23 protein-coding genes and 1 pseudogene are annotated in these 21,048 nt (G+C 58.4%); 13 read left to right on the forward strand and 11 right to left on the reverse strand.

What is annotated here, in order from left to right; translation table 11 throughout:
• The first annotated feature begins 132 nt into the window (after positions 1-132).
• Positions 133-1,005 (forward strand): YihY/virulence factor BrkB family protein, encoded by an 873-nt coding sequence (locus tag CQ12_RS02065; protein WP_057833705.1) that lies wholly within the window; start codon positions 133-135, stop codon positions 1,003-1,005.
• A 587-nt stretch (positions 1,006-1,592) separates the two neighbouring features.
• Positions 1,593-1,919, forward strand: a complete 327-nt coding sequence (locus CQ12_RS02070; RefSeq protein ID WP_245309692.1) for a response regulator — start codon at positions 1,593-1,595, stop codon at positions 1,917-1,919.
• 59 nt (positions 1,920-1,978) lie between these two features.
• On the opposite strand, the gene CQ12_RS47545 is transcribed toward CQ12_RS02070, so the two are convergent.
• Positions 1,979-2,359: a DUF3606 domain-containing protein gene (locus tag CQ12_RS47545; RefSeq protein WP_430642174.1), complete on the reverse strand. Its 381-nt coding sequence runs from the start codon at positions 2,357-2,359 to the stop codon at positions 1,979-1,981.
• A gap of 165 nt (positions 2,360-2,524) precedes the next feature.
• Between CQ12_RS47545 and CQ12_RS02080 the strand changes: the two genes are divergently transcribed.
• From CQ12_RS02080 to CQ12_RS02095, 4 genes are read left to right on the forward strand one after another with little or no spacing between them, the layout of a single operon-like run.
• Positions 2,525-3,163 (forward strand): phosphatase PAP2 family protein, encoded by a 639-nt coding sequence (locus CQ12_RS02080; protein WP_057833706.1) that lies wholly within the window; start codon positions 2,525-2,527, stop codon positions 3,161-3,163.
• Positions 3,150-3,755 carry a cupin domain-containing protein gene (locus tag CQ12_RS02085; RefSeq protein WP_057833730.1) on the forward strand — a complete coding sequence of 202 codons (606 nt, stop codon included), beginning with the start codon at positions 3,150-3,152 and terminating at the stop codon, positions 3,753-3,755. The genes CQ12_RS02080 and CQ12_RS02085 overlap by 14 nt, the downstream gene beginning before the upstream one ends.
• Positions 3,752-4,099, forward strand: coding sequence for a DUF3147 family protein (locus CQ12_RS02090; RefSeq protein ID WP_057833707.1), 348 nt, complete (start codon positions 3,752-3,754; stop codon positions 4,097-4,099). Before CQ12_RS02085 ends, CQ12_RS02090 begins: the two co-directional genes overlap by 4 nt.
• A complete protein-coding gene (locus CQ12_RS02095) occupies positions 4,096-4,584 on the forward strand; it encodes a DUF3147 family protein (RefSeq protein ID WP_057833708.1) in 489 nt (162 codons plus the stop codon). Before CQ12_RS02090 ends, CQ12_RS02095 begins: the two co-directional genes overlap by 4 nt.
• Before the next feature lie 12 nt (positions 4,585-4,596).
• On the opposite strand, the gene CQ12_RS02100 is transcribed toward CQ12_RS02095, so the two are convergent.
• Positions 4,597-5,112: a YciE/YciF ferroxidase family protein gene (locus CQ12_RS02100; protein ID WP_057833709.1), complete on the reverse strand. Its 516-nt coding sequence runs from the start codon at positions 5,110-5,112 to the stop codon at positions 4,597-4,599.
• Positions 5,113-5,347: 235 nt separating this feature from the next.
• A complete protein-coding gene (locus tag CQ12_RS02105) occupies positions 5,348-6,523 on the reverse strand; it encodes a zinc-dependent alcohol dehydrogenase (protein ID WP_057833710.1) in 1,176 nt (391 codons plus the stop codon).
• Between the two features lie 139 nt (positions 6,524-6,662).
• Here CQ12_RS02105 and CQ12_RS02110 point away from each other — a divergent pair, with 139 nt between their 5' ends.
• Complete coding sequence (locus tag CQ12_RS02110) at positions 6,663-7,448, forward strand: SDR family NAD(P)-dependent oxidoreductase (RefSeq protein ID WP_057833711.1); 786 nt, start codon at positions 6,663-6,665, stop codon at positions 7,446-7,448.
• Between the two features lie 1,850 nt (positions 7,449-9,298).
• On the opposite strand, the pseudogene CQ12_RS02120 reads toward CQ12_RS02110, so the two are convergent.
• From CQ12_RS02120 to CQ12_RS02135, 4 genes and pseudogenes are all read right to left on the reverse strand, one after another.
• Positions 9,299-10,333: pseudogene (locus CQ12_RS02120) on the reverse strand (IS110 family RNA-guided transposase).
• A 203-nt stretch (positions 10,334-10,536) separates the two neighbouring features.
• Positions 10,537-10,992: a YidB family protein gene (locus tag CQ12_RS02125; protein ID WP_057833713.1), complete on the reverse strand. Its 456-nt coding sequence runs from the start codon at positions 10,990-10,992 to the stop codon at positions 10,537-10,539.
• An 85-nt stretch (positions 10,993-11,077) separates the two neighbouring features.
• Positions 11,078-11,698 carry a general stress protein gene (locus CQ12_RS02130; RefSeq protein WP_057833714.1) on the reverse strand — a complete coding sequence of 207 codons (621 nt, stop codon included), beginning with the start codon at positions 11,696-11,698 and terminating at the stop codon, positions 11,078-11,080.
• A gap of 35 nt (positions 11,699-11,733) precedes the next feature.
• Entirely contained in the window at positions 11,734-12,054 is a 321-nt protein-coding gene (locus tag CQ12_RS02135) for a PepSY domain-containing protein (protein WP_057833715.1), read from the reverse strand.
• Positions 12,055-13,166: 1,112 nt separating this feature from the next.
• Here CQ12_RS02135 and CQ12_RS02145 point away from each other — a divergent pair.
• Positions 13,167-13,727 carry a group I truncated hemoglobin gene (locus tag CQ12_RS02145; protein ID WP_057833717.1) on the forward strand — a complete coding sequence of 187 codons (561 nt, stop codon included), beginning with the start codon at positions 13,167-13,169 and terminating at the stop codon, positions 13,725-13,727.
• 24 nt (positions 13,728-13,751) lie between these two features.
• On the opposite strand, the gene CQ12_RS02150 is transcribed toward CQ12_RS02145, so the two are convergent.
• A complete protein-coding gene (locus CQ12_RS02150) occupies positions 13,752-14,051 on the reverse strand; it encodes a hypothetical protein (RefSeq protein WP_057833718.1) in 300 nt (99 codons plus the stop codon).
• A gap of 734 nt (positions 14,052-14,785) precedes the next feature.
• Between CQ12_RS02150 and CQ12_RS43280 the strand changes: the two genes are divergently transcribed.
• Positions 14,786-14,941 carry a hypothetical protein gene (locus CQ12_RS43280; protein ID WP_157087950.1) on the forward strand — a complete coding sequence of 52 codons (156 nt, stop codon included), beginning with the start codon at positions 14,786-14,788 and terminating at the stop codon, positions 14,939-14,941.
• Positions 14,942-15,982: 1,041 nt separating this feature from the next.
• On the opposite strand, the gene CQ12_RS41685 is transcribed toward CQ12_RS43280, so the two are convergent.
• Entirely contained in the window at positions 15,983-16,243 is a 261-nt protein-coding gene (locus CQ12_RS41685; RefSeq protein ID WP_057833722.1) for a helix-hairpin-helix domain-containing protein, read from the reverse strand.
• A 370-nt stretch (positions 16,244-16,613) separates the two neighbouring features.
• Positions 16,614-17,108, reverse strand: coding sequence for a DUF4142 domain-containing protein (locus tag CQ12_RS02180; RefSeq protein WP_057833724.1), 495 nt, complete (start codon positions 17,106-17,108; stop codon positions 16,614-16,616).
• Positions 17,109-17,639: 531 nt separating this feature from the next.
• Here CQ12_RS02180 and CQ12_RS45890 point away from each other — a divergent pair.
• The 3 genes from CQ12_RS45890 to CQ12_RS02190 all read left to right on the forward strand — a co-directional run bounded on the left by CQ12_RS45890 (position 17,640) and on the right by CQ12_RS02190 (position 19,161).
• Positions 17,640-17,915 (forward strand): ATP-dependent DNA ligase, encoded by a 276-nt coding sequence (locus tag CQ12_RS45890; RefSeq protein ID WP_245309693.1) that lies wholly within the window; start codon positions 17,640-17,642, stop codon positions 17,913-17,915.
• A 174-nt stretch (positions 17,916-18,089) separates the two neighbouring features.
• A complete protein-coding gene (locus CQ12_RS45895; RefSeq protein WP_245309694.1) occupies positions 18,090-18,383 on the forward strand; it encodes a hypothetical protein in 294 nt (97 codons plus the stop codon).
• Positions 18,384-18,915: 532 nt separating this feature from the next.
• The gene (locus CQ12_RS02190) at positions 18,916-19,161 is read left to right on the forward strand and encodes a DUF6894 family protein (protein ID WP_057833725.1); all 246 of its coding nucleotides are present in this window, start codon (positions 18,916-18,918) and stop codon (positions 19,159-19,161) included.
• A gap of 669 nt (positions 19,162-19,830) precedes the next feature.
• Here CQ12_RS02190 and CQ12_RS02200 read toward each other — a convergent pair.
• Entirely contained in the window at positions 19,831-20,211 is a 381-nt protein-coding gene (locus tag CQ12_RS02200) for a PRC-barrel domain-containing protein (RefSeq protein ID WP_057833731.1), read from the reverse strand.
• Between the two features lie 349 nt (positions 20,212-20,560).
• On the opposite strand from CQ12_RS02200, the gene CQ12_RS41700 reads away from it, so the two are divergent.
• Positions 20,561-20,959, forward strand: a complete 399-nt coding sequence (locus CQ12_RS41700; RefSeq protein WP_245309695.1) for a thermonuclease family protein — start codon at positions 20,561-20,563, stop codon at positions 20,957-20,959.
• Positions 20,960-21,048: the final 89 nt, after the last annotated feature.

Below are 21,048 nucleotides of genomic sequence, written 5' to 3' on the forward strand. Positions count from 1 at the left end.
CAAGCGGGCGCAGGAGGTCGTGCGGGAACGCAGAAGCCGCGGGGACAGCCACTTCCCGAGCCCCCTTTCTCCCGCCGAGGAACTTTCGCCCAGGCCTCGCCCTTATCGGCGAATAGCCAAGGATTGAGAGCCATGTGGTGGACAGTAGCAAAAGAAGCGGTAGCCAACTGGTCGAGCCACAAGGACGCCCGTCAGGGAGCGGCTCTGGCCTATTACTCCGTCTTTTCGCTTGGACCCATCATCCTGATTGCCACCGCTGTTGCAGGTCTCTTCTTCGGTCAGGAGGCCGTCACTGCCCAGGTGATTTCATCATTGAAAGCGATGCTGGGCGAAACCGGTGCCAAGGCCGTCGAGGCGATGCTGGCTGGAGCAAGCCGTCCCGCCGCAGGCGTCCTCGCAACGATCCTTGGAATAGGCGCCTTGCTGTTCGCTGCCATCGGCGTCGTCGTGCAGTTGAAGGATGCCCTCAACATCGTGTGGGAGGTGGAAGAGCCCAAGGAAAGCGGCCTCTGGTACTTCGCCCGCAACTACGTCTTGTCGTTTGCAGCGGTGCTCGCACTTGGCTTTCTGCTTCTCGTATCGCTTCTTGTAACCGCAGGTCTCGCCGCGGCAGGAAAGTTCATCGCTCCTTACTTGCCGGAAGGGATTTTACACATTGTGAGCATGGTGGTTTCGTTTGCCGTTGTCACGGTCCTATTCGCGATGATGTTCAAATGGCTGCCCGAAGTTTCCGTCGCCTGGGCTGATGTCTGGCTCGGCGCGCTGCTCACGGCGCTATTCTTCGAATTGGGTAAGGCCGCTATCGGCTTTTACATCGGCAAGCAGGGTCTTGAATCAACTTATGGAGCTGCCGCTTCGATCGTGGTCGTGTTGATCTGGGTCTATTACACTTCGCAAATCATTCTGATGGGCGCCGAGATCACCCACGCGTATTCTAAACGTCGCCACCATCCATCAACGAATGCTCATCCCGCGTCGGGCGGAGTGGCAAGCGGACGAGCTTAAGATGAGCAGGCGCGTCCTTGCCCGTGTTGGCGATAAATTTGGATCGCGACTTTACTGCTCATCGGTTTGCATCTGAGCGGTAGCTTCTCGGGCGCGTCGTCGCAGAATAGAAAGGCGGGCTGCTATCGCCGATTTGCTGCGTTTGAACGCCGCGGCGATGGAAAATAATGGCCGCCCGGTCCTGTGCAGCTCCAGCAAACGGCTATCGTCATCAGTAGTCCAAGGCGCATTTCTCTTCATCAGGGTCAATCATCAACGATGGTCATCATCGAACGAGCCTAGCCGGACGGCGCCTGTACGCAATTGATAGCAAAAGCCTGCGCCGCTCGCCGCGCCTCATCCAAGCGATGTTATCAAATAGAAATCGCGAGCTGTCGTTAGGTTCGCCTAGTTCACCCGTCCTCTTAAGGACGCTCCAAGCACATATTGAACGACTGCTCAAAGAGTTCGGTATCGGTCACGCATGTCAACCAACCCGGAACTGAAGCGTTCCTATTTCCGGGCCGTTGCTAAGGCGATGGCGCCTTTTTTCGTTCACGTGAACTAACTCCCATCTCCCGAATTACGTGATAAATCGGGAGATGCGCATGTCCAAGTTCATGACCCTGTTGGTCGAGGATGACGCATTCCAGCGTGAGGCGCTGGCAGAGGTGTTGAAGGATGAAGGTTTCGAAGTGATCGAATGCACGACCGCTGAGGCCGCCGAACTAATCATCGCGTCAACTGGAACCGAATTGCAGGCGCTCGTAACGGATCATAACCTTGCAGGTGAGATGTCCGGTGCGACGCTCGCTCAATATGCTCGCCGCCGATATCCCGATATGAGCATTGTCATCATGTCCGGCACAGTGGTGAAGCCAATGCCCATCGATACGACGTTTTTGCAAAAGCCTTTTTCCTGCTCGCCTACTTGAAGCAGCGATTGAGAAGCGTGGGGGCCTCGCTCCAGAGATCGCGAGCATACCCCACGCCTTCAATCCACCGCCAATTCATTGCGGACGGCGGCGGCTGAATTTCCGACCTTCTCGATAGCCTTCTGCAATTCTTGCTTCGAAACGTTGAGGTGCTTCGTCCAATAACGAACCTCATGGATTTGGTTCATATTGATTGTGCTTCGGTCAGGCTGCTCTCGCGTTGTTAGGTTATCGGTCATCAGACCTTCCTTGCGATCCGTCGTTTGGCGACACGATCGAGGCCGCGCAGAGCGGAGCCCCTCGACTGCGAGCGTCTTTTCATCAGCATCCATGCCGGCCAGATGCGCCGTCAGTCTTTCGCGCGCGGCCTCTGCGTCTTCGGGAGTGAGGCTGGCCATCATCACGAAGGTCTGCATTACGCGGTCGATTGCTGCCTGCATCCGTTTCCCCCATATGCGGGGGCATTAACTGCGTGCCAAACGCTAGGTTCCTAAGTGCAACCAGCATGGAGGACAACATGGACCGTGTGACGCTAGTCGCCGTTTAGGACCCTTGCCGACACGTGGCGCGTTGGAAGGTGTGTACCTTTCCAGGTCCAAAAGCCAATGTTGAAGCCGACCAGATTTCCAGGACGTCGCCTCCGCTGCGGACGAAGCTTTCCGATCGCGGTCCGGCCGACTAAGGCGGACGTTGCTATCGCGCGCGCGATCGCCCGCAACACGGCCCCGGCCCCGGAATACGCGGCTCGCGGCCTGACTTGGGGCGCCGACGAAAAGGTCTTGTTGGTTCTGGCCACGGCCGGCTGGATCCTCTCGCGCGACCGTAGCGAGCCGCTGCGGCGCGCGGGTAATCACGCGCTGCTCGTTACGGCGGCGACGTCCCTGTTGCCGCACGTCATGAAGTCGTTGTTCAACCAGACCCGGCCCGATCGCAGGACGGTGATCGGGCACATCCATGGCGTCTCCTTTTCCGGAAAGCGCGAAGACGCCTTTCCCTCCGGGCATGCGATGCACATGGGCGCGTTGGCATCCGCAGCCGGGACCTTACCGGCCGGTCCCCGCCGGGCGATCCGAGCCTACGCGGTCGGCCTCTCGCTGACGCGGGTTGTCGTCCTGGCGCACTGGACGAGCGACGTCGTCCTGGGCTTCGCGCTCGGGGCGGCCTTTGAGCGCCTGCTGCGGTTGTGGACCGGCTATCCTATCGCCATCCCCACGCCGAAGGAGAACGATGATGCCGATACTTGAGGATCTCAAGGAATACGCCGAACGTGCGACCGGCCTCCGGAGACCCGGCAGACGGAAAGCTGCCGCGCTCGCCCGGCCGCGTAAGCCCCATACGGTTCGTTTCAAGGACGACGGTCTGGTCCCGAACCATCCGCGGTGGCCCCTGATCATCTATCGGGGCGCTATCGATCTCGGCGAAAATCACGATCCGGCGGCCGTGACCGAAGACCTGTTCGAGGCAAACGGATGGGGGGAGACTTGGCGCGACAGCATCTACGATTATGTGCACTACCACTCGCGAATCCACGAGGTGCTCGGCGTTGCAAGCGGCAAGGGGAGGGTCCGCTTCGGCGGCGCCAAGGGACGGATATTCACCTTGAAGGCCGGGGACATCGTCGTTCTTCCGGCCGGCACGGGCCATCAATGCCTCTCCGCCGATGATGACTTCCTCGTCGTGGGGGCCTATCCACCGACCGGCACCTACGACGAGTGCAGAACGGCGGAGGATCGGCCGCGAGCGCTGAAGACCATTCCGAAGGTGCCAGTGCCGCGCAAGGATCCGATCTATGGGACCGGCGGGTCGCTCTTCAAACTTTGGAAGAAGGCCAGATGACCGAGTACATCGTCCGCTTTCTCGTTGGTGGCGCGGTCGTTTCGGCCTTCGCGATGCTTGCCGACGTCCTGCGTCCAAAGAGCTTTGCGGGCCTTTTCGGTGCGGCGCCCTCCGTGGCGCTCGCCACGCTTGGCATCGCGATTTACGCGCACGGCGCGGGCTACGCAGCCCTACAGAGCCGATCCATGATGGCTGGCGCGATAGCGCTCGCCGCCTACAGCATTCTCGTCTGTCATCTTCTCGTTCGCACGCGGCTGCGGGCCTTGCCTGCGACCATCCTGTCGCTCGCAGCGTGGCTCCCGGTTGCCTTCCTTCTGCTGGCGATCGCCGGAGCGCAGACATGACGCCCGTCCACTTCTCGCCGTCGTCTCTCAAGGAAAGCCGGTGGTACGAATACCTCATCCGCTTTGTTCTCGGCGGCGCAGCGACCGTCTTCACCGGTCTTATCAGCAGCCGCTATGGCGCGTCCGTAGGTGGCCTTTTTCTCGCCCTTCCAGCCATCTTCTGCGCCAGCGCAACATTAATCGAAAAGCACGAAATCCGCCGCAAACGGGAGGCTGGCCTCTCCGGCAAGCGCCGCGGCCAAATGGCCGCCGCGGTAGATTCCGCCGGCGCCGCGCTGGGAGCACTGGGTATGCTGGCGTTCGCGGCCGTCTTTTGGCTCGCGGTGGAGGGCAGCGTTGCGGGCGCGTTCATTGCGGCGTCGCTCGCGTGGCTGGTCGTTTCGATTGCCGCTTGGTACGTGCGAAGCAAAATGCGGTCAGTTCGGAGAACGGGAAGGCTCCGGCAAGCAAACGGCCCCGCTATCTCGCGGAGCCGTTCGGGCTGATCGGAACTGCCATCAGGCAGCGTTAGAGGCCTTCGCGTTGACGCCCTTGCGCAGCGCCACCGTGTTGAGCTTGGTATTCGCCGCCTTTTCCTCGTTCAGATTGGTCGTCAGGAAGCGCACGATCTCGTCGTGGCCGAGTTCTTCGGCCCAAGCGATCAGCGTGCCATAGCGGCACATTTCATAGTGCTCGACGGCCTGCGCGGCTGCGACGAGGGCGGCGTCCAGCACCGCCTTGTCCTCGATCTCGCCCGCGGTCTCGTCGGCCTCCTTGATGATGCCGTCGATCGCGGGACACTGCGTGCCGCTCGGCTCCTTGCCGAGCTTCTCGAACACCTTCTGAAGTCGCTCGACCTGCTTGTTTGTCTCTTCGAGATGGGCTTTCAGACCCGCGGCGAGGTCGCGGTTGGTCGCCTTTTCGATCATCTTGGGTAGGGATTTGAGGATCTGCTGCTCAGCGTAGTAGATGTCCTGCAGGCCATGGACCAGCAAGTCTTCCATAGTTTTAATGTCCTTGGTGAAGATTCCCATATTCGACGTCTCCTTTCGCAATGATGACAATGGAACGTCGTCGCTCCCTTGGGGTTCCCATCTATGAGGCCGCAGCGGAGAGCTGATGGCATTCCCGTTCGGAATGGCGACATCGATCATGCAGCCAACTGCGGCATCCCTCGAACTGGGCCGCGGCAGTTGGCTGACCGGGTTGCTGGCAAGGCCGAGCTGAGCGCTGCCAGCCAAGGCGACTTCGCGTCTCTCGCGGCTTCCATTACCCGAACGGCTTCATCACCACCTTGATGCAGCCGTCTTTCTTCGCACGGAACGTCTTGTAGAGGTCTGGGCCGTCGTCAAGCGTAGCGCGATGGGTGATGACGAAGCTCGGATCGATCTCGCCTTTTTCGATGCGTTCCATCAGTTTCGGCAGGTAGTGCTGAACTGGGGTCTGGGCCATGCGAAAGGTCAGGCCACGATTGATGGCGCTGCCCATGGGAATGTTGTCCAGCATGCCTCCATAGACGCCGACGATGGAGACGGTACCGAAGTTGCGGCAGCATTGGATCGCCTGCCGCAGAACATGCGGACGGTCGGTGCCCATGAAGGTTGCTACCTTGATGCGGTCAATCACGGAATCCACGCTTGCCCTGGTCTCGGGTTCGGTCCCGACCGCATCGATGCAGGCATCGGCGCCGCGACCTTGCGTGAGTTCCTGGATGCGCTCGTAGATATCTTCCTTCATGAAATCCAGAGTGATGGCGCCTGACTTGGTAGCCAGCGTCAGGCGCTCGGGTACCGTATCGATCGCAATCACCCGTTCGGCGCCCAGCAAGAATGCGCTCTTGATTGCAAATTGGCCAACCGGTCCGCAGCCCCACACCGCAACCGTCTCTCCGCCTTTGAGGTTGCAGAAATCGGCTGCCATGTAGCCAGTCGGGAAGATATCGGACAGGAACAACACCTGCTCATCCGTGAGTCCCTCTGGAATCTTGTAGGGACCGACATCGGCATAGGGGACGCGCATATATTCTGCCTGGCCGCCGGCGAAGCCGCCGAGCATATGCGAATAGCCGAAGAGGCCGGCAGGAGAATGACCCCAAAGTTTCTCGGCCTGCTTCGCGTTGGGATTGGAGCGTTCGCAGCCGGAGAAATAGCCGTTCTTGCAGAAGAAGCATTCGCCGCAGGCAATGGTGAACGGCACCACCACACGGTCCCCAACCTTGAGCTTCGCGTTGTCCTTGCCGACCTCGACAACCTCGCCCATGGTCTCGTGGCCGAGAACGTCGCCCTTTTCCATGGTCGGCATGATGCCGTCGAACAGATGCAGATCCGAACCGCAGATCGCGCAGGCCGTCACCTTGATGATTGCGTCGCGCCCATCCTGAATCTTAGGATCGGGAACCGCTTCACAACGAACGTCGCTCTTGCCGTGCCAGGTGAGGGCTTTCATGGACCGCTCCAACGAGTTGTTTCGACGAGACCAAGCGTGAGCGCAGCGGCTTGTTCCTTTTGAATAAGAACGGTCTCGCGTCAGTTCGATTAGGTCCGAAGTCACCTAAAAATCTGGAAAGCCGAGATGGCGATGGGCCATGGCCGGACAATTTGCGATCGTGACAGGCGCCTCGACCGGCATTGGTTTTGAGCTTGCCCGACTTTGCGCGGCCGAAGGCTACGACCTTTTGGTCGCGGCGGATGAGCCCGAAATCGAGACGGCGGCGCAAGCGCTGCGCAACGAAGCGAACAGGAGCGCCATTGTGGCGGTTCAAGCCGACCTCGCCACCGTCGAAGGTGTCGACAAACTCTGTGAGACCGCTCAGGACCGCAAAGTTGATTTGCTGATGGCCAATGCCGGCCGCGGCCTAGGCCATGCTTTCCTTGATCAGGACTGGGACCGCATTCGTCGGGTCATCGACACGAATGCCACCGGCACGACCTGCCTGATCCACCGTGTTGGCCAGGACATGCGGCGTCGCAATGAAGGACGCATACTGATCACCGGCTCGATCGCCGGCTTTACCCCAGGCAGCTTTCAGGCGGTCTACAATGCCACCAAGTCCTATTTGAATTCGTTCTCATTCGCACTGCGAGAGGAACTGCGCGATACGAGGGTCACAGTGACTTGTCTGATGCCTGGCGCTACCGAAACGGACTTCTTCGCCCGCGCGGACATGCTCGATACCAAAGTCGGATCCGAAGACAAAGATGACGCTGCCATGGTCGCTCCCGTGGGCTTTGACGCAACGATGAAGGGCGAGGGCGATGTCGTCACAGGCCTGAAAAACAAGATTCAGTCGGCGGTCGCCAATGTAACGCCGGCCGAGCTTCTTGCCAGACAGCATCGCAAGAAAGCGGAGCCGGGTACGGCAAAATCATAGTGACACATCAGGCGATGTTCAAAGAATGCGGGGGGAATGTGCCGAAGGCATGCTTCGATTTTTGACCCGCTGCATGTCATCAGCCGCAGGCATATGATGGAAGCCGGACCGCCCTACGCGCGCGAGCAGTCTGGCGGCCCTTGCGGTGCGCAGCCGCCTGTAACAGAGGGCAGCCGGCATAAATAAACCACGGCACCGGTACCGCCCATGACTACCTCCACATCGCGAGCAACATTGTTAGGCAGGAAGCCCATCTTCCACTTCATTGTCATAATCGTAAGGCCTTGGTGACCATAGTAAGGCCTTGGTCCATAGTCTCTGTCGGGCCTTGGCCCAAAATCTCGATCGGAGCGCCGCGGTCCATAATCTCGATCGTAACGCCTTTGCCCGTAGTCGCGATCCTCACCACGTGAGGGCGCATCGCCCTGTGCAAAAACCGCGCGGCACCGATCGCTGAGTTGCGGAGCATTTCGCCGTAAGCACGCCACGATCCTATCCACATCGGGTATTTGCGCACCACATAGCCGCCAGACGTCGGGCGTGCACGCCCTTTGTTGTTCCCACGTCCCCCGATACTCTTGCGAAACCGCGGTACTTTGGATGATGCCGCAACCGATCACTATTGCAAAGCTCAGGAAAATTCGATGCGCTCGCATGTCGACCTTCCTTGAAATAGCCGTGCGGAGTTCAGCGGAGAGTGCTTCGTCTTGAAATAACTGCAACTCGCGAATGTTCGCTTCGCACATAACGAAAAGGGGTGTTGGTCCGTTCCTGAAATCAGTAGGGGCTCGATACGTCCTAAATTCGCGGCTACAACGCCGGGCAGTGAAAAGGAACGCGGTCGCGGATCCGGGCCCGATCGACAATACGAACGACCAACGACTTGGTCTGCCAAGATCAGCGCGAAGGCTTGTGTCGAAAGGCAGACTGCGTGTCGTCGCCGCGGGGCTTGGCAAAAGCGTGAGCTACGAGCTGCAGTACGCAAACGGATGATGGTCTCTAGTATCGCGCTGCGTGTCGGTGCGATAGTCGACATAGCGGGAGGGATATAACGGCCCTTCTTCTTGAAATGACCTAACAATTGTTCGGGCACACTTCGCTGCGCAATGCATACTGCACCCATCGAACGCGGCGGTGATGAGAACGCAGTAAGCGGTCCCGCCTCCTCCAATAGAGAGCCAGTTCATGGTCATCAAACGTCGTCGCTTCAAGCAAACTCATTCTCTTGAGGAGCGTCTTGCCCAAGATACCGCGGAATTAGTTGAGCAAGCTAAGGCGCTCCCGGAAGGAGCCGAGCGGGAGCACATCATGCACAGAATCAAACAGAATGAGGCTGCCACTCACGTTTGCGAGCTGCTTCGCTCGCCACGACTTCAGCCTGCCAGGTAGGTGTTTCTGGTGACCAAGTATCAAGCGTATTCTGTAGGTTCAGACGGGCAGTTCATGAGCCATCGCGCGTTTGCGTGCTATACGGACGAATAAGCTGTCGAGTGGACTAAGCAGCTAATGGATCAGGCGCCGGCGGAGCTTCGGTGCGGCGAGCGGCTGGTGAAGCGTCGCTCTCCTTCGGATGATCGACGGGTCCACCCCCTTTCTATAATGGGCCCGATGATGTCAAGCCTCCCGAGTGAACGTCACGCCGCCGAGCTCATGCTTCTGTCCGTGGTCAACGCCTGGCCGCCACATCATGCTGTCAGAGGGAGCGGTGAGCCTATCTAGATACGCGTAGTTCGTCAGATGACGGCCACTGGGCGTGTAACGGCTTCACCGGATCCACCGTCCCGGCGACGGGACTTCGGGCACCGAGCTTCAGTTCAGCCCGGTTGCGTTCTCGATTTCCTCCACGTTTTCTACGCTGCGATCGGGCCGGCGTCAGTCCATCGGTAACTTGTTCCGTCGACCCAGATTCGATGCAGGATCACTGCGAGCTTGCGTGCCAGGGCGACTTTTGCGCGCTTCGAGCCTCGCCGCTTGGCAACGTCCATCCCCCAGCGCTTGAGTTTTGAGAACCGTGTGATGCGCGACAGCAGAACGTTGGCGGCCTCATACAGCACCGTGCGCACCGTCTCATCGCCGGCCAACGTGATCCCGCCCGTGACGTCTTTTTCTCCCGATTGGTATTTCTTTGGCGTGAGCCCGAACAGCGCGCCTGCCGCCTTCGATTTTACGATGCGATGAGGGTCATCAATTGCCGATTTGTAGGTGATAGCCACCAGGGGACCGACGCCCGGCACTGTCATAAGCCGGCGACAGACCGCATCGTCACGCACAATTGCCAGCACAGCCTTGTGTAGCCTTCCGTACTCTGCCTTCAGAGCCGATCGTGCCGAAAGCATCGCCGCAGCAATGCGCTCCAATGTCGCCTGACCCGCAACCAACTCCCGGATCCTCGCTTCGAACGTCTTCCGCGTCACCAGACCAACCTTCAGTCCGAAGCCACGCAATATCCCGCGGATACTCAACTCCACGTCGATCAGCCGCCCGAGAAGCTGTTTGCGTGCAATCAGGAGGGCCCGAATCTCCTGCGCATCGACCGACTTCGCGTGTACCGGCCGGAACCATCCCATCCGGATCAGTTACGCGATCCCGCGCGCATCCTTGCGATCAGTCTTTACCGTCATTGCAGACAGCGCGGCCTTCACATGCCGTGTTTCCAGCAGAACCGTCTCGAATCCTGCTCCTTTCAGGCCCGCATGCAGCCATTGCGACAGCGGCCCCGCTTCCAGCCCGATCCGCTTCACTTCAAAGCCAAGTGCTTCAAAAAATTCAACTAAGGCGTCGGGTTCACTCGCGACCTTCGCTTCTTTCAGGATTTTACCCTGGGCATCCACAACGCACACGCTCGACAGTTCCAATGACACGTCGATTCCGGCATAATTCTCCACGGCTGTCCTCCGTCTCTAGATGCTTGGGGCCGACTCACGTCGTGACCCCGTTTCATCATCTATCGGGGGACAGCCACCATCATGACCCCTTGCTCGGAGCAGGGCTCATTACGGCATCTAGTCGCTGCGCCGGGCGGAGTTCCACCTCCGCTTAAGCGATGTTGGCTCGGTAGAAGGCGGACCCGCATTTCAGACAGAACGATCTACCCAGCTGCCGGCAATTGCCCGTCGGGAGTATATTTGTCGACGGCAGCTGGAAGCTCGCGCGACAACCTCGCAAGAATCTCTTCCTGCGTGAGGCCAGTCTGTTGCTCCAGTTTTTGCAGGACGTCAGCTCCGATCGCCTGTTTAAGCTCGAGGGGCGTCACTTCCTTGTTAGGACCCTGATTGATCCAGGATTCGGCCGCCTCTCCCTGGCCGTTCTGTCTGAACCGCTCCAAAAGCTCTCCGATTCCGCCATTGAGTAGACTACCGACGCCGGCGCCGCCCAACATTCCGCTGAGATTGCCGAGCATCCCGCCAAGCCGATCCGGGTTACCACTTTTCGATTGACCGTCAGTTGCGCTGCGAAACATCTCAGCCAGCTTGTCCCGGTTTTGATAGCCAGCGATCGCAAGCAATCCAAGCAGGGCGGTCATAGAAGGCATTACGCGGCTCATGTTCGGCTCCGTGCAAAATCAAAATGATGGGCATCCCGCCCCTAAGCGAGAATAAGCGGCCCGACAGGCGGGCCGCTTGAAATAATCAACGCATTCCAGCGCCGTAGAGTTGGCGCTCGTTGCGCACATCGTCAGCGCCATACGGCTTGGCGGAAGGATCGAAGGTCTTCCAGCCGGATTTCTGCCAAGCCGCACTTCGGTCGCGGAGGTTGACCGCGGATTGGTTCAGAATGGCTTCGAGGCGAGCTCGATCTGCGTCCGGCACGCGAGCCGAAACCAGCGTGCCGCCGCGCCTGACGCCTTCGGCGTAGAGCGGAGCGTCCTCCTTGGATACGCCGGCCTGAGTCAGTGCGCCGACAATTCCGCCGGTTGCGGCACCGGCTGTTGCGCCGAGCGCAGTAGAGGCAAGCCATCCCGCCGCCACTACCGGACCAAGCCCTGGAATGGCGAGCAAACCAAGACCGGCCAGCAAACCTGCCGCGCCACCGAGGCCTGCACCAATTCCAGCGCCCGTAGCAGCACCTTCTGCACGATCGTCGACCCCGTCGCCGTCGCGATCGACATTATTATCCGAGCGATACCAATTGTCGGAATTGTTGGCGACGATGCTTAGATCGGAATGCGGCACGCCAGCTGCCTCCAGATTAGTCACGGCCCGCTGCGCATCTGCATAATTGTCATATAGACGGGAGATTGTAACTGTCATTCTAGAATCCTCTCTTGGTACTCAGTGCTAGTTTTCTATTTGGCCGAGTTCACGTTGCCCTGAAAATCCAAGCTGACATTGGTTGACGTACCTCCCTTGCTGGCCTTGCCGCGCCACACGCCATTATCGTCCTTCTTCAGTGACGTGACGTTCGTGTAACCTGCTTCCTCGATCTTCGATTTGGCCTGCCCCTCAGTGAAGCTGTTGGCACCGGAGACAGGCTTGTCGGAGTTGTTCTGCCCGGCGGTGTTGACGGCATTGTTGTTCGGGCGATCCGCGGCCGGGGGATTTTGCGCTAGCGACGGGCTGGCCAGGAGCGAAGCGGTCGTTAGCAAGAGAAGAAACGTCGTTTTCATATTGTCCTCCAGTAGTAGCCCTCGACAACAAGACCCCCAGAGCGATGTTCCTATTTTTCCCGGCTCGAGCCGGTGCAGTTTGTCGCATTGTCTGGAGAGATCTGAGGACGCGGCGATAGATCGCCCGCGCCCGATCCGTGGCTAGGCGAGACGTCCCATCGACCTCCGGGGTCTATCTTGCGGGCGACAGCTTCTCAGTATTTGCGGAAGTAAACGCGCGCGAAGATATGATGTCCCCATTATGAACCAGGCGCGGAGGCGGCAAAGGCTCGAATTGAAACGCATGATGTCACTTCCCGCGATCGTTCAACGCGGACAGCACGGAAGCTGGCAGCGACGCGATTGGCTGGTATCACGAAAAGAAGTCGAACGATGATCGAAAAGGGCTCCGGCCAAACCACGATTGGAGTTCGCAAGGCGCAGACGGATTCGGCCTGATGCACATCCATTACGATCAAGCGGAAAGCGCCGCATGAACGATACCGGGGCCGACGAACAACTTTGCCGCGGCTCTTGGCAGAGCGCATAAAGTACGTCTGAACTTTCGGAACGAATGTCCTGTAACCGACTTACCCGCACTCCAGGGAGGTTTGCGTGGTACAGAGTAAAGAGCTCCCGTCAAAGGCGACCGAGGAGCAGAACGAGCCGCGTTGCCCAATTTGTTCGGCCATCCCGCTTCTCACACATAGTGTTTTGTCCGTCGGGAGGGGAAACATAGTCCGCGTTTACAAGTGCCAATGCGGTGCGAGAGTTTGGATAGAATAGATCTAGCAACATGACCGTTCATAAGACATCTCGGGAACGCGTCTCTCACACCGCGGCCAATAGGTGCGGTCTGGACTTGACCAAGAGGTAGTTGGCGGCGGCTCCTGGTAAGTACGTTGGTCTGCTCGGCCAATGTCCGCACCAAATATGCGGCGGCAAGCCGGTGACGCGGGCTTTTGTATCCGGCTCCAAAATTTTCCGGGAACCTTTTTCCTCCAAAACCATCCGAAGGTCAGCACGACGATCACCGAGAAGGCCGCCGGTGGCCGCGCAATGGGCACGGCCCCGTTTGCATCGGACGATGCCGAGCTGCAAATGCCTCTCGAACGCGACATAAGGAGGTAGTGATGACAAGGACTCGTTCGACATCCATCAGCAGACGAAGCGTAGTCGCAGGGCTGGCGCTGACAGCAGCCCCGGCGGCTTTGGCCGGGGCCAATCAAGCGCATGCGCAGGCCCAGCAAACCTCGCCGGACAAAAGCCTGTATGAGCGACTTGGCGGAGTGTTCGCCATTGCAGCGGTCGTGGATCACTTCAGCGAAGCTGTCGTAAAGAATCCCATAGTAGGCCAGAAGTCCAAAAACCCGCAGCTGAGGGAATGGCACACCAAGAATCTGAAACGGCTACCCGGCCTCAAGTTCATGCGAACACTGTGGGTCTGTAACGTTTCGGGTGGGCCTTTCCAGTTCAAGGCGACCAAGCCGGGGGCGACGCCGCTTGGCCTTGAGGAGGCCCATCGTGACTTGCGGATCTCCCCAGCAGAATTTGACGAGGTCGCAGCCGAACTCGGGCGGACACTTGACTTCGCCAAGGTCCCGAAGCGCGAGAAGACCGAAGTACTCGCTGCGTTCGCTGGCCACAAAGATGAGGTCACCGCCGGCTACGTATCGAGAGCCAAGCGCGGCTGAACTCTGGATTCACGGGACTGTCGGTCAGCCTGAAGCGGCCCGGTCGCGATTTTCTTTCGTGTACAGAGTTTTCGTCGCTTGTTCGGTACTCTGTTTCTCGGCCCGGGTCCTAGTCCTGTTTCGCATGATGCCGTAGGCCATAACCAGCCCCAGGACGCCGGCACCGATGAACCAAAGGGCGACCGGCAGATGCGATGCAGTTTCGACCGGCTGTCCCTGCGCAGCGAGATCGTTCGGAAAGAAGAGCAGGATGAACAGCACCAGAATTGTCGCCGGGAGCCAGGCGCTAGTGATGGGCCGTTCGTGAGGTGAAATCGAAATCATCTGCGTTCTCCTTCTGGCAAGAGGAAAACCAACTGCAGCGCCGCACCAGCGTTCCTAAGGCGCTTAGGAACATGGAGCAGAACCGCTTGTTGCCTTCCCGCCATGCAGCACTTCACGGCCATGAACGACGCCCAGAGTCGACTTGTGGATTTGATGATTTGCATCGTTTGCAATCAAACGATGAAAGCTGAGAAGATCTGGCCTGACGACGGCGGCGGTGATCTTCTTCAATACCGCTGCAAAGGTTGTCTCCGGATCGAAGTGGTGCGGCTATCCCACCGCGCGGTGAGCTCGCCTTAGGGTACAAAAAAAGCGATGCAGCTAACCTTTGTTGTGGTGGAGCTGCCTGATAAGTGCGGCAATGTTGGATCAGCCTGTGTGGGTGCGGGCCAGGTGCCCCAGAGCTGCGACTTATCGAGCGTGGAACAGGCGGAACCACTGATTTGATTCCGTGCAATTACACTTGGGAGCTTGGCCACCGCCTGCGTTTTCGCATCTGGGGCTTCGGCGATACGCGCAGCTATTGCGCTAAAGCGAACAGTCGCGGTGACGAAGCTCAAAGCGAAAAAACTAGGCGTGCCGTTTAAACCTGAAGCCGAACTTCAGAAAGAGCGTCGACGGATTTTTGAAGCGGCGCTCTGATTGATGCTGTACCGACGGCTAACCTACATCGGGCTTGAAGCCGACCGGCATTGTAGGAACGCCGTCCGGATCGATTCTGTTGCAGTCCGGGCATGGCGGCAGACAAGCGCGCTTTGAAGTTGATTGGCGTCATCCTTGCCGCGTTGACTTTGACGGTTATTTCGACAGCGGTTGTAGTGGTGATGGCCGGTCACGCCGCAAGCAGCGTCAAGGGCGAATATTTCAGATTGGCAGACCTTCATGAGTAGTTCGCCGGAATGGCGGATGCAGATTGCGAGCTTGCGAGCGCGATGGTCATGGTCGCCTTCTACGAGCGTATGGGCAGCAGGCAGCGCTTCATTCAACAGGGTTACGGACCCTGCGCATATCTTGAACCTACCGTCGTCCTTGCGGCGACAGTGCTCGCGTTAGCAGTGACCGAGCAGAGACTACGCGCCAACTTCGATCATACGTTTTGAGCAAGCGGTGACGAGCCAAGGTTCCGGCAGACGCCCAGATAGACCAACTTGTCCGGCTGAGGGACTTGAATAGCCTCAGCGCACGGTTCGCGCTGGGGCCATTTTTATGGTCCTGGCGATTTACAAGAGGAATTTGACTCCGATCAGCCATTCCGTTCGCCAAATAGCGATGCACCTGGTGCATTCAGGGGCGACCACCAATATAAATTGTGCCGGAAGATTGATCGTGCTAACGAACTGCAAGGCCGCTCCAGTCTCGGACCGGTTACGAACGAAACAGTCAACCGAGTTCCCGCTAAACTCAATGCTTGCTGCGTGCATGCCTAGTGACCACTTTTTTCTTCTCACCTGGCTTCGCCTTCGGTAGCGGCAGCCGAGCTGACTAGAGGCCGATTGACCCTCCCAGTCTGTTCGGCAGTCGACACTAGGTGAACAACGACGATTGATTCCGCCGCTTGGCGTGCAGACGGCAAATTCAACGATGCTGGCCGGATCGTTCGTAGCGGATGCGGCCCCGTTTAAAATGACAGCACCTAAGAGCATCACACGAATGCCTCTGACGGCACCGAGCCGCTTGAGGCAATGGCGAAGGCCACACGCAAACGCGGTTTTCAATATTTCGGGGTGGCGGACCACTCGCAGTCAGCGCATTACGTCCGGCGGACTCTCGCTCGACGAGATCGAGGAGCAGCACCGCGAAGTGGGCTCAACAAGAGCTTCGGTAAGGAATTCCGGATCCTCAAGGGCATCGAATCCGACATCCTGGCCGAGCACCTTCTCGGGACGTAAGCCCGGTACCGTCAGCATCTCGAGGACGCCCGCGGGATCTCCTTACGGAGGCTTCTCGAGGCTCGGATGAGTGCCGTTCCGATGCAGCTTTGTGATGATGTCGGCAATAGCTTCGCCCACTCCCGGAATTTCGGTGAGGCGATCCTCCCCGATCAGCACGTGGAGGGGGACGGCAAGCGCGGAAAGACTGTCGGCAGCGCGAGAGTAGGCCTTTGCACGATATGGATTGCCGCCGCGCAATGCGGTCCGCTGCGCATATTCCCGAGGTAGCCTAACGACCGTCTGGGTGTCGGCAACCATCATTCAACTCGTCTCTCGGCGGACACCCCGCGTTCCTCCTAAAGCGCACGCAATTTCTTCGCGAGCGCCGCTTCGATTTGAGGAATTTGCTATTCCCGTCAGTCGAGCGATTTTTCGAGCTTTTGTGCCGCCCGAAAATCCTCCATGTGATGCAAATTTGGGCCGTATGCGGCCTCCTTCGTCAGGAGGTGATAAATCCTTCCTACCACGATCTGGAGATGCCTCATCCGTCCGACAGGCATCGTCCGAGCCTTGCAAAGGGCGCGGACAGCATGAGCTCGGAAATAGTGAAAAGCGTCCGACATGCGGATCCAACGTCCACCGGGGATTTTGGTTCTTCCAGCCGCCCCTCCCGGGAACCCCGGAGCAGGTCCTACCTGCTCGAGGTCTTCTTTGAGGCCAACGACCTCGCGGTCTCCAGGTGCTTCTGTAAAACTGCGAGGTTCCCTTTCGCGTACTCCCCAGCCGCATCGGCGCTTTTTGAGGCTTTCTTGTATTCTGCAATATCCTTCTGGTGGTCGGCGACCATATGAGTTGCGAAATCGCGATCGAACGGTTGCCCGGACATTTTTGACATTTTTTCGTAATCGGCCTTTTGCTTGGCATTCGGGCCGTCGGGCGGTGTCACGCCCATCGACTTCGCTGCGTCGATGGCCTTCTCATTTGCTGCTGTATGGTCGGCCTGCAGCATCTGGCCGAACTTCTTCACATTGTCGCTTTGGCCGTTTTGTTGCGCCAGCTTCCCCATCTCGACTTCGGCGTAGTTGCCTTCAATGGCTTTCTTCAGGAAGGACTGGCTCGGCTTTTCCGCAGCATAGCCGGAAGTTGCGAGAAGAAGCGCGAGAACAGTGAGGGTTGTAACCTTCATAAGCGTCTCCTTTGTTTGACGTCAGCGTGGCCTTCAAACAAGGATATTCGAGCGCCGTTCCACTTCCGCATGCCGGACTACGATCAAGACCTGCTGATAACGTCCCGCAATCTAGGCATTGCGGTCCGTGACGCAGGAACTTACTGAACGGAGAGGTGGCGAGCAGGACCGGGTCAAATAGGACCTGCCCGCTCCCATCAAGGGCAAAGTGCTGGGCGGCAGGAGATGGTAGAGCGGAATTCGTTCGACGAGAAAGCCGGCAATCCGCCTTGGATCAAGGCACTTGCGGAGTGCGGCTGATGGCGACGCGGATGGATACTACTACCAGCACGTCCAGGCCATTACGGTTGCCATTGACCAGTGCGCGGAGAAGGCCTGGGTAATCGCCAGTACTTCGTCAAAAAACCCTACAGCATTGGTAGTGGTAGAAAGGATCACGTCCCCTGATTGTTCGAGATTCCAGGGAAATAAACAAAAATGCCCGCTCGCCCTAGCGGGCTTTTTTGTGAGTTGAGTTATTGCCAAGACACCATGCCGGGGTTCATTAAACCCCAGCTAGCGACGTTGAAGTCCAGGGCGCCAAAGGGCGAACACTGGCTTCACGAAATCAAATACGACGGTTACCGCGTCCAGGTACACCTCAATCGAGGACGCAAGAAGGTCTACACCCGCAACGGGCTGGACTGGACCAAACGCTTCTCGGCAATCGCCGGTGCGTTGGACATTCCGGGCGAAGCCATCATCGACGAGAGGTGGTTGTCGTTCACGAGGGCCGTACCAACTTTTCCGAACTTCAGGCAGAGCTAGCGGCGGGCAACAGGACCGGATGGTCTACTATGCCTTCGACCTGCTCTGGCGCGACGGCGACGTCCGCAGGCTCCCGCAAATGAGCGCAAGCAACGGCTGTTACACCTTCTTGGGGACAACAACATCGGGCTGCCGGTGCTGCACTCCGAACATCTCATCGGGGACGGGCAGGCGATGTTTGAACATGCCGCCAAACTGAACTGGGAGGGGATCATTTCCAAGCGCGTGGACGCACCGTACCGTTCGGAGCGGAACGAGAGTTGGTTGAAAATCAAAACCGTCCAGCGTGGCAAGTTTCCGGTCGTGGGATTCATCAAAGATCCTTCCGGCGTTGCGGCTCTCTACCTCGGGAGGCGGGAAGGGAAAGAACTTCGTTATATGGGGAAGTTGGAACGGGCTGGTCACGCACTGTCTCAAGTCAACTCCGCAAGCAACTTGATACCGTGGTCAGCCCGAAGAGCAGATTGAGTAAGTCGCTCAAGAAACCCAAGGCGACGTGCATCGATCCCGTATTCACGGCAGAAATCGAACCGCGACATCACGTCTGAAGGGCTGCTGCGAGCCAGTTCGTTCAAAGGTTTGTCGAAGGACTGATTTATGTTGTTTCGCGCCCTCCAGTAAAGGGCCTAGCTTTCATCATCACCGCGCGGCCCTTGGCATTTTTCGGTGATGAGAACGCTCGTTGCGCTCCCGGCTAACTCAACAGGGAGCAGCGCCATGCAACAGCAGCGACTTCATCCTAAACAAGTCGCTCATCTCGATAAGCATCTTTCGGAAGAGGCCGAGCGTCTACGGCAAGAAGCCCGTGGCACCCCGCCGGGAGTGGAGCGAGACAGGCTTATTCGCAGAGCGCGGCTCGCCGAAACCGCCGCTCACTTGAACGCGTGGGTTACATCTCCCGGATTGCAACCGCCCAAGTAGATTCTTGGCTTCGTTGGAACGAGTGGTCGGTTTCCGCTATTTAGTTAAGGGCGCTATAGTCCTTGGAATTAGTCCGCCGATGCCCCGCTACTATTTCGACTTGCGAGACGGCGACAAACTCGCCACCGATGACGAAGGCCTTGAACTCTCCACCATCGAGGCCGTGCAGGCGGAGGCGGCCCGTTCATTGGCGGACATGGCGCGTGACGCCGTCCGGACGGATCGCGATTGCGCAGGTCACCACATGGCGATCGAAGTGCGGGACGATTACGGCCCAGTGCTGCAAGTCAGATTCACATTCGAGATGAACCGGCAAAGGAACTAAGAACATTGGCCTGAAACCACCTGCGTAGGAACATATTGATTGCGGATGTCGTTTGCCCCGCATGATTGCCGACACTGACTTGATAGAGCAGTCCTTCCAGATTGCCTGGAGCGTCCTCGAGAGAACTGGTGAACTTGGGGAGCCGAACTGGTCTGCCAATTTTTTGCTCGATGATATCATCGAAAGGTTCAGGTGCGGGGAACGGCGCAGGCTCGTACTTTCAAATTGCGCAATCGATGCATACCGCCATCAGCCGGTCAAACTCGTCTCATGATCGACCCGGACTGTAACGTCTGCCTTGGCATTGGCTGGGTATGCGAGAACCACCCTAACCGGGCTTGGTCGAGGGAGCTGGGCTGTCAGTGCGGCGCAGGAATGCCCTGTGAATGTGTTCGCGCTGACGGTCTCGATAAGCCTGACATTAGTCAGGTACTTGAAGAAGGACCGTCAGCACGAAATTAGCGTCTCGCCTTCTTTGCAGTAAGGAGAGCGGTTGGCGGGCTTCAGGGGGATGCCCTCGCGTTGCGCTTTGCTTGCAATCGACGCGGGGGCCCTTGGCCAGGGAGCGGAGCCGCTTGTGGCGTCCGGCCGGCGCTTAACCACGCGGCTGGTGAACCAGTTTCTTAATGAGCTGGTACCCACGATCGAAAGTCTCGGATGCGCCTGGCGTTATAGGCCACCCGGTCGCGCTTCCCAGTAGCTAGGAGTCCCATAGTACTGATGGGTGCGCGCTTCCCAGTCTCGATCCTGCCACGAATCATCACTGAACTCAGGCGCATCCTTGAGCTGCTGCTCGGTGATACTGGTTCGAAAACCACCAAGCGACGTATCATATGTCAGAGCGGCCCACGGGATGGGATAATGGCTGTGGCCCAATCCAACAAATCCGCCAAAGCTCATGACGGCATAAGCTACGCGACCTGAGATCTTGTCGATGATGATGTGATCAATCTCACCGATATTCTTTCGATCTGCTCCATAGACCTCGGTTCCTTGGATGTCTTCGCTTGAGATGCATTGATGATCCGGATGGGCTGTTGCGCGGGCCATGGCGCCGGCTCCCTTCATAAGTGGGTTTTGTCGCCTTAACACGGCCAAGACGGGGTCGTTCCTGGGCCGCGGAGAACATTTCACAGCGCGGCCAAAGGTATGCTGCGGTGCAGGGGCGTAGTGTCCGCTCGGGAACTAGCCGAAATCTAGTCCACGCGATTTGCCTATAACCACCGGTACCCAACGTCATGATCAAGCGCCGAACATTGGTATTGATGCTTCTTCTGCTGTCGGCGGAGCGCGGGCCGATGATTTTGCTGGTCAAGCCAGCGTCGTTGATGGCGACACGCTGGAAATACATGGAAGCCGCATTCGGCTCTGGGGTGTCGACGCGCCGGAGCGGCCAGCTATGCCGCGGCGAGGACAGTTCGCAATATCGTTGTGGCGCAAAGACAGCAACCAACTTGACGCATTCATTGCGCGGCGTCCGGTCAACTGCTCGCTCGTTAACTTTGACCCATACGGCCGGGTAGTTGCGACCTGTTCGGTCGGCGGCACCGATCTCGTCGAATGCCTTGTGCGCAAGGGCCTGGCGCTGGATTGGCCTCAATACTCGAAACACCGATATGATGGCGCTCAGCGCGACGCCGAGCACGCCGGCCGCGGACTCTGGAAAGGCAGTACGCTGAGCCGTGGCTCTATTGTGCCTGCATCCGCGCAAACGGAAAGCCCTCCGATTGTTCTGACCACGCGAATGCCCATCCTTGATGAACTTCAATGCGAGGCGTCAATCCACAGCGAACGATAGCCTATCCCCACGGTCGTGCTTGCCCGCGAAACTGGGCAGTCGATCTCGGATCCGGCAAAGCTGGTCGCACCAATGCTGGCGCGATTCAT

It is taken from the genome of Bradyrhizobium jicamae (genome assembly GCF_001440395.1).
In the GTDB taxonomy this organism is placed as follows: Bacteria; Pseudomonadota; Alphaproteobacteria; order Rhizobiales; family Xanthobacteraceae; genus Bradyrhizobium; species Bradyrhizobium jicamae.

What these genes read in the sequence shown, in the direction of transcription:
- CQ12_RS45890 (WP_245309693.1), top strand. Translation starts at nt 17,640, where the DNA reads ATGCCGGGGTTCATTAAACCCCAGCTAGCGACGTTGAAGTCCAGGGCG.
- CQ12_RS02150 (WP_057833718.1), bottom strand. Translation starts at nt 14,051, where the DNA reads ATGATTTCGATTTCACCTCACGAACGGCCCATCACTAGCGCCTGGCTC.
- CQ12_RS02065 (WP_057833705.1), top strand. Translation starts at nt 133, where the DNA reads ATGTGGTGGACAGTAGCAAAAGAAGCGGTAGCCAACTGGTCGAGCCAC.
- CQ12_RS02085 (WP_057833730.1), top strand. Translation starts at nt 3,150, where the DNA reads ATGCCGATACTTGAGGATCTCAAGGAATACGCCGAACGTGCGACCGGC.
- CQ12_RS02125 (WP_057833713.1), bottom strand. Translation starts at nt 10,992, where the DNA reads ATGAGCCGCGTAATGCCTTCTATGACCGCCCTGCTTGGATTGCTTGCG.
- CQ12_RS02110 (WP_057833711.1), top strand. Translation starts at nt 6,663, where the DNA reads ATGGCCGGACAATTTGCGATCGTGACAGGCGCCTCGACCGGCATTGGT.
- CQ12_RS45895 (WP_245309694.1), top strand. Translation starts at nt 18,090, where the DNA reads ATGTTTGAACATGCCGCCAAACTGAACTGGGAGGGGATCATTTCCAAG.
- CQ12_RS02135 (WP_057833715.1), bottom strand. Translation starts at nt 12,054, where the DNA reads ATGAAAACGACGTTTCTTCTCTTGCTAACGACCGCTTCGCTCCTGGCC.
- CQ12_RS41700 (WP_245309695.1), top strand. Translation starts at nt 20,561, where the DNA reads ATGCCGCGGCGAGGACAGTTCGCAATATCGTTGTGGCGCAAAGACAGC.
- CQ12_RS47545 (WP_430642174.1), bottom strand. Translation starts at nt 2,359, where the DNA reads ATGCAGGCAGCAATCGACCGCGTAATGCAGACCTTCGTGATGATGGCC.
- CQ12_RS02095 (WP_057833708.1), top strand. Translation starts at nt 4,096, where the DNA reads ATGACGCCCGTCCACTTCTCGCCGTCGTCTCTCAAGGAAAGCCGGTGG.
- CQ12_RS43280 (WP_157087950.1), top strand. Translation starts at nt 14,786, where the DNA reads ATGGCGGCAGACAAGCGCGCTTTGAAGTTGATTGGCGTCATCCTTGCC.
- CQ12_RS41685 (WP_057833722.1), bottom strand. Translation starts at nt 16,243, where the DNA reads ATGATGGTTGCCGACACCCAGACGGTCGTTAGGCTACCTCGGGAATAT.
- CQ12_RS02145 (WP_057833717.1), top strand. Translation starts at nt 13,167, where the DNA reads ATGACAAGGACTCGTTCGACATCCATCAGCAGACGAAGCGTAGTCGCA.
- CQ12_RS02130 (WP_057833714.1), bottom strand. Translation starts at nt 11,698, where the DNA reads ATGACAGTTACAATCTCCCGTCTATATGACAATTATGCAGATGCGCAG.
- CQ12_RS02090 (WP_057833707.1), top strand. Translation starts at nt 3,752, where the DNA reads ATGACCGAGTACATCGTCCGCTTTCTCGTTGGTGGCGCGGTCGTTTCG.
- CQ12_RS02190 (WP_057833725.1), top strand. Translation starts at nt 18,916, where the DNA reads ATGCCCCGCTACTATTTCGACTTGCGAGACGGCGACAAACTCGCCACC.
- CQ12_RS02080 (WP_057833706.1), top strand. Translation starts at nt 2,525, where the DNA reads ATGTTGAAGCCGACCAGATTTCCAGGACGTCGCCTCCGCTGCGGACGA.
- CQ12_RS02100 (WP_057833709.1), bottom strand. Translation starts at nt 5,112, where the DNA reads ATGGGAATCTTCACCAAGGACATTAAAACTATGGAAGACTTGCTGGTC.
- CQ12_RS02180 (WP_057833724.1), bottom strand. Translation starts at nt 17,108, where the DNA reads ATGAAGGTTACAACCCTCACTGTTCTCGCGCTTCTTCTCGCAACTTCC.
- CQ12_RS02200 (WP_057833731.1), bottom strand. Translation starts at nt 20,211, where the DNA reads ATGGCCCGCGCAACAGCCCATCCGGATCATCAATGCATCTCAAGCGAA.
- CQ12_RS02105 (WP_057833710.1), bottom strand. Translation starts at nt 6,523, where the DNA reads ATGAAAGCCCTCACCTGGCACGGCAAGAGCGACGTTCGTTGTGAAGCG.
- CQ12_RS02070 (WP_245309692.1), top strand. Translation starts at nt 1,593, where the DNA reads ATGTCCAAGTTCATGACCCTGTTGGTCGAGGATGACGCATTCCAGCGT.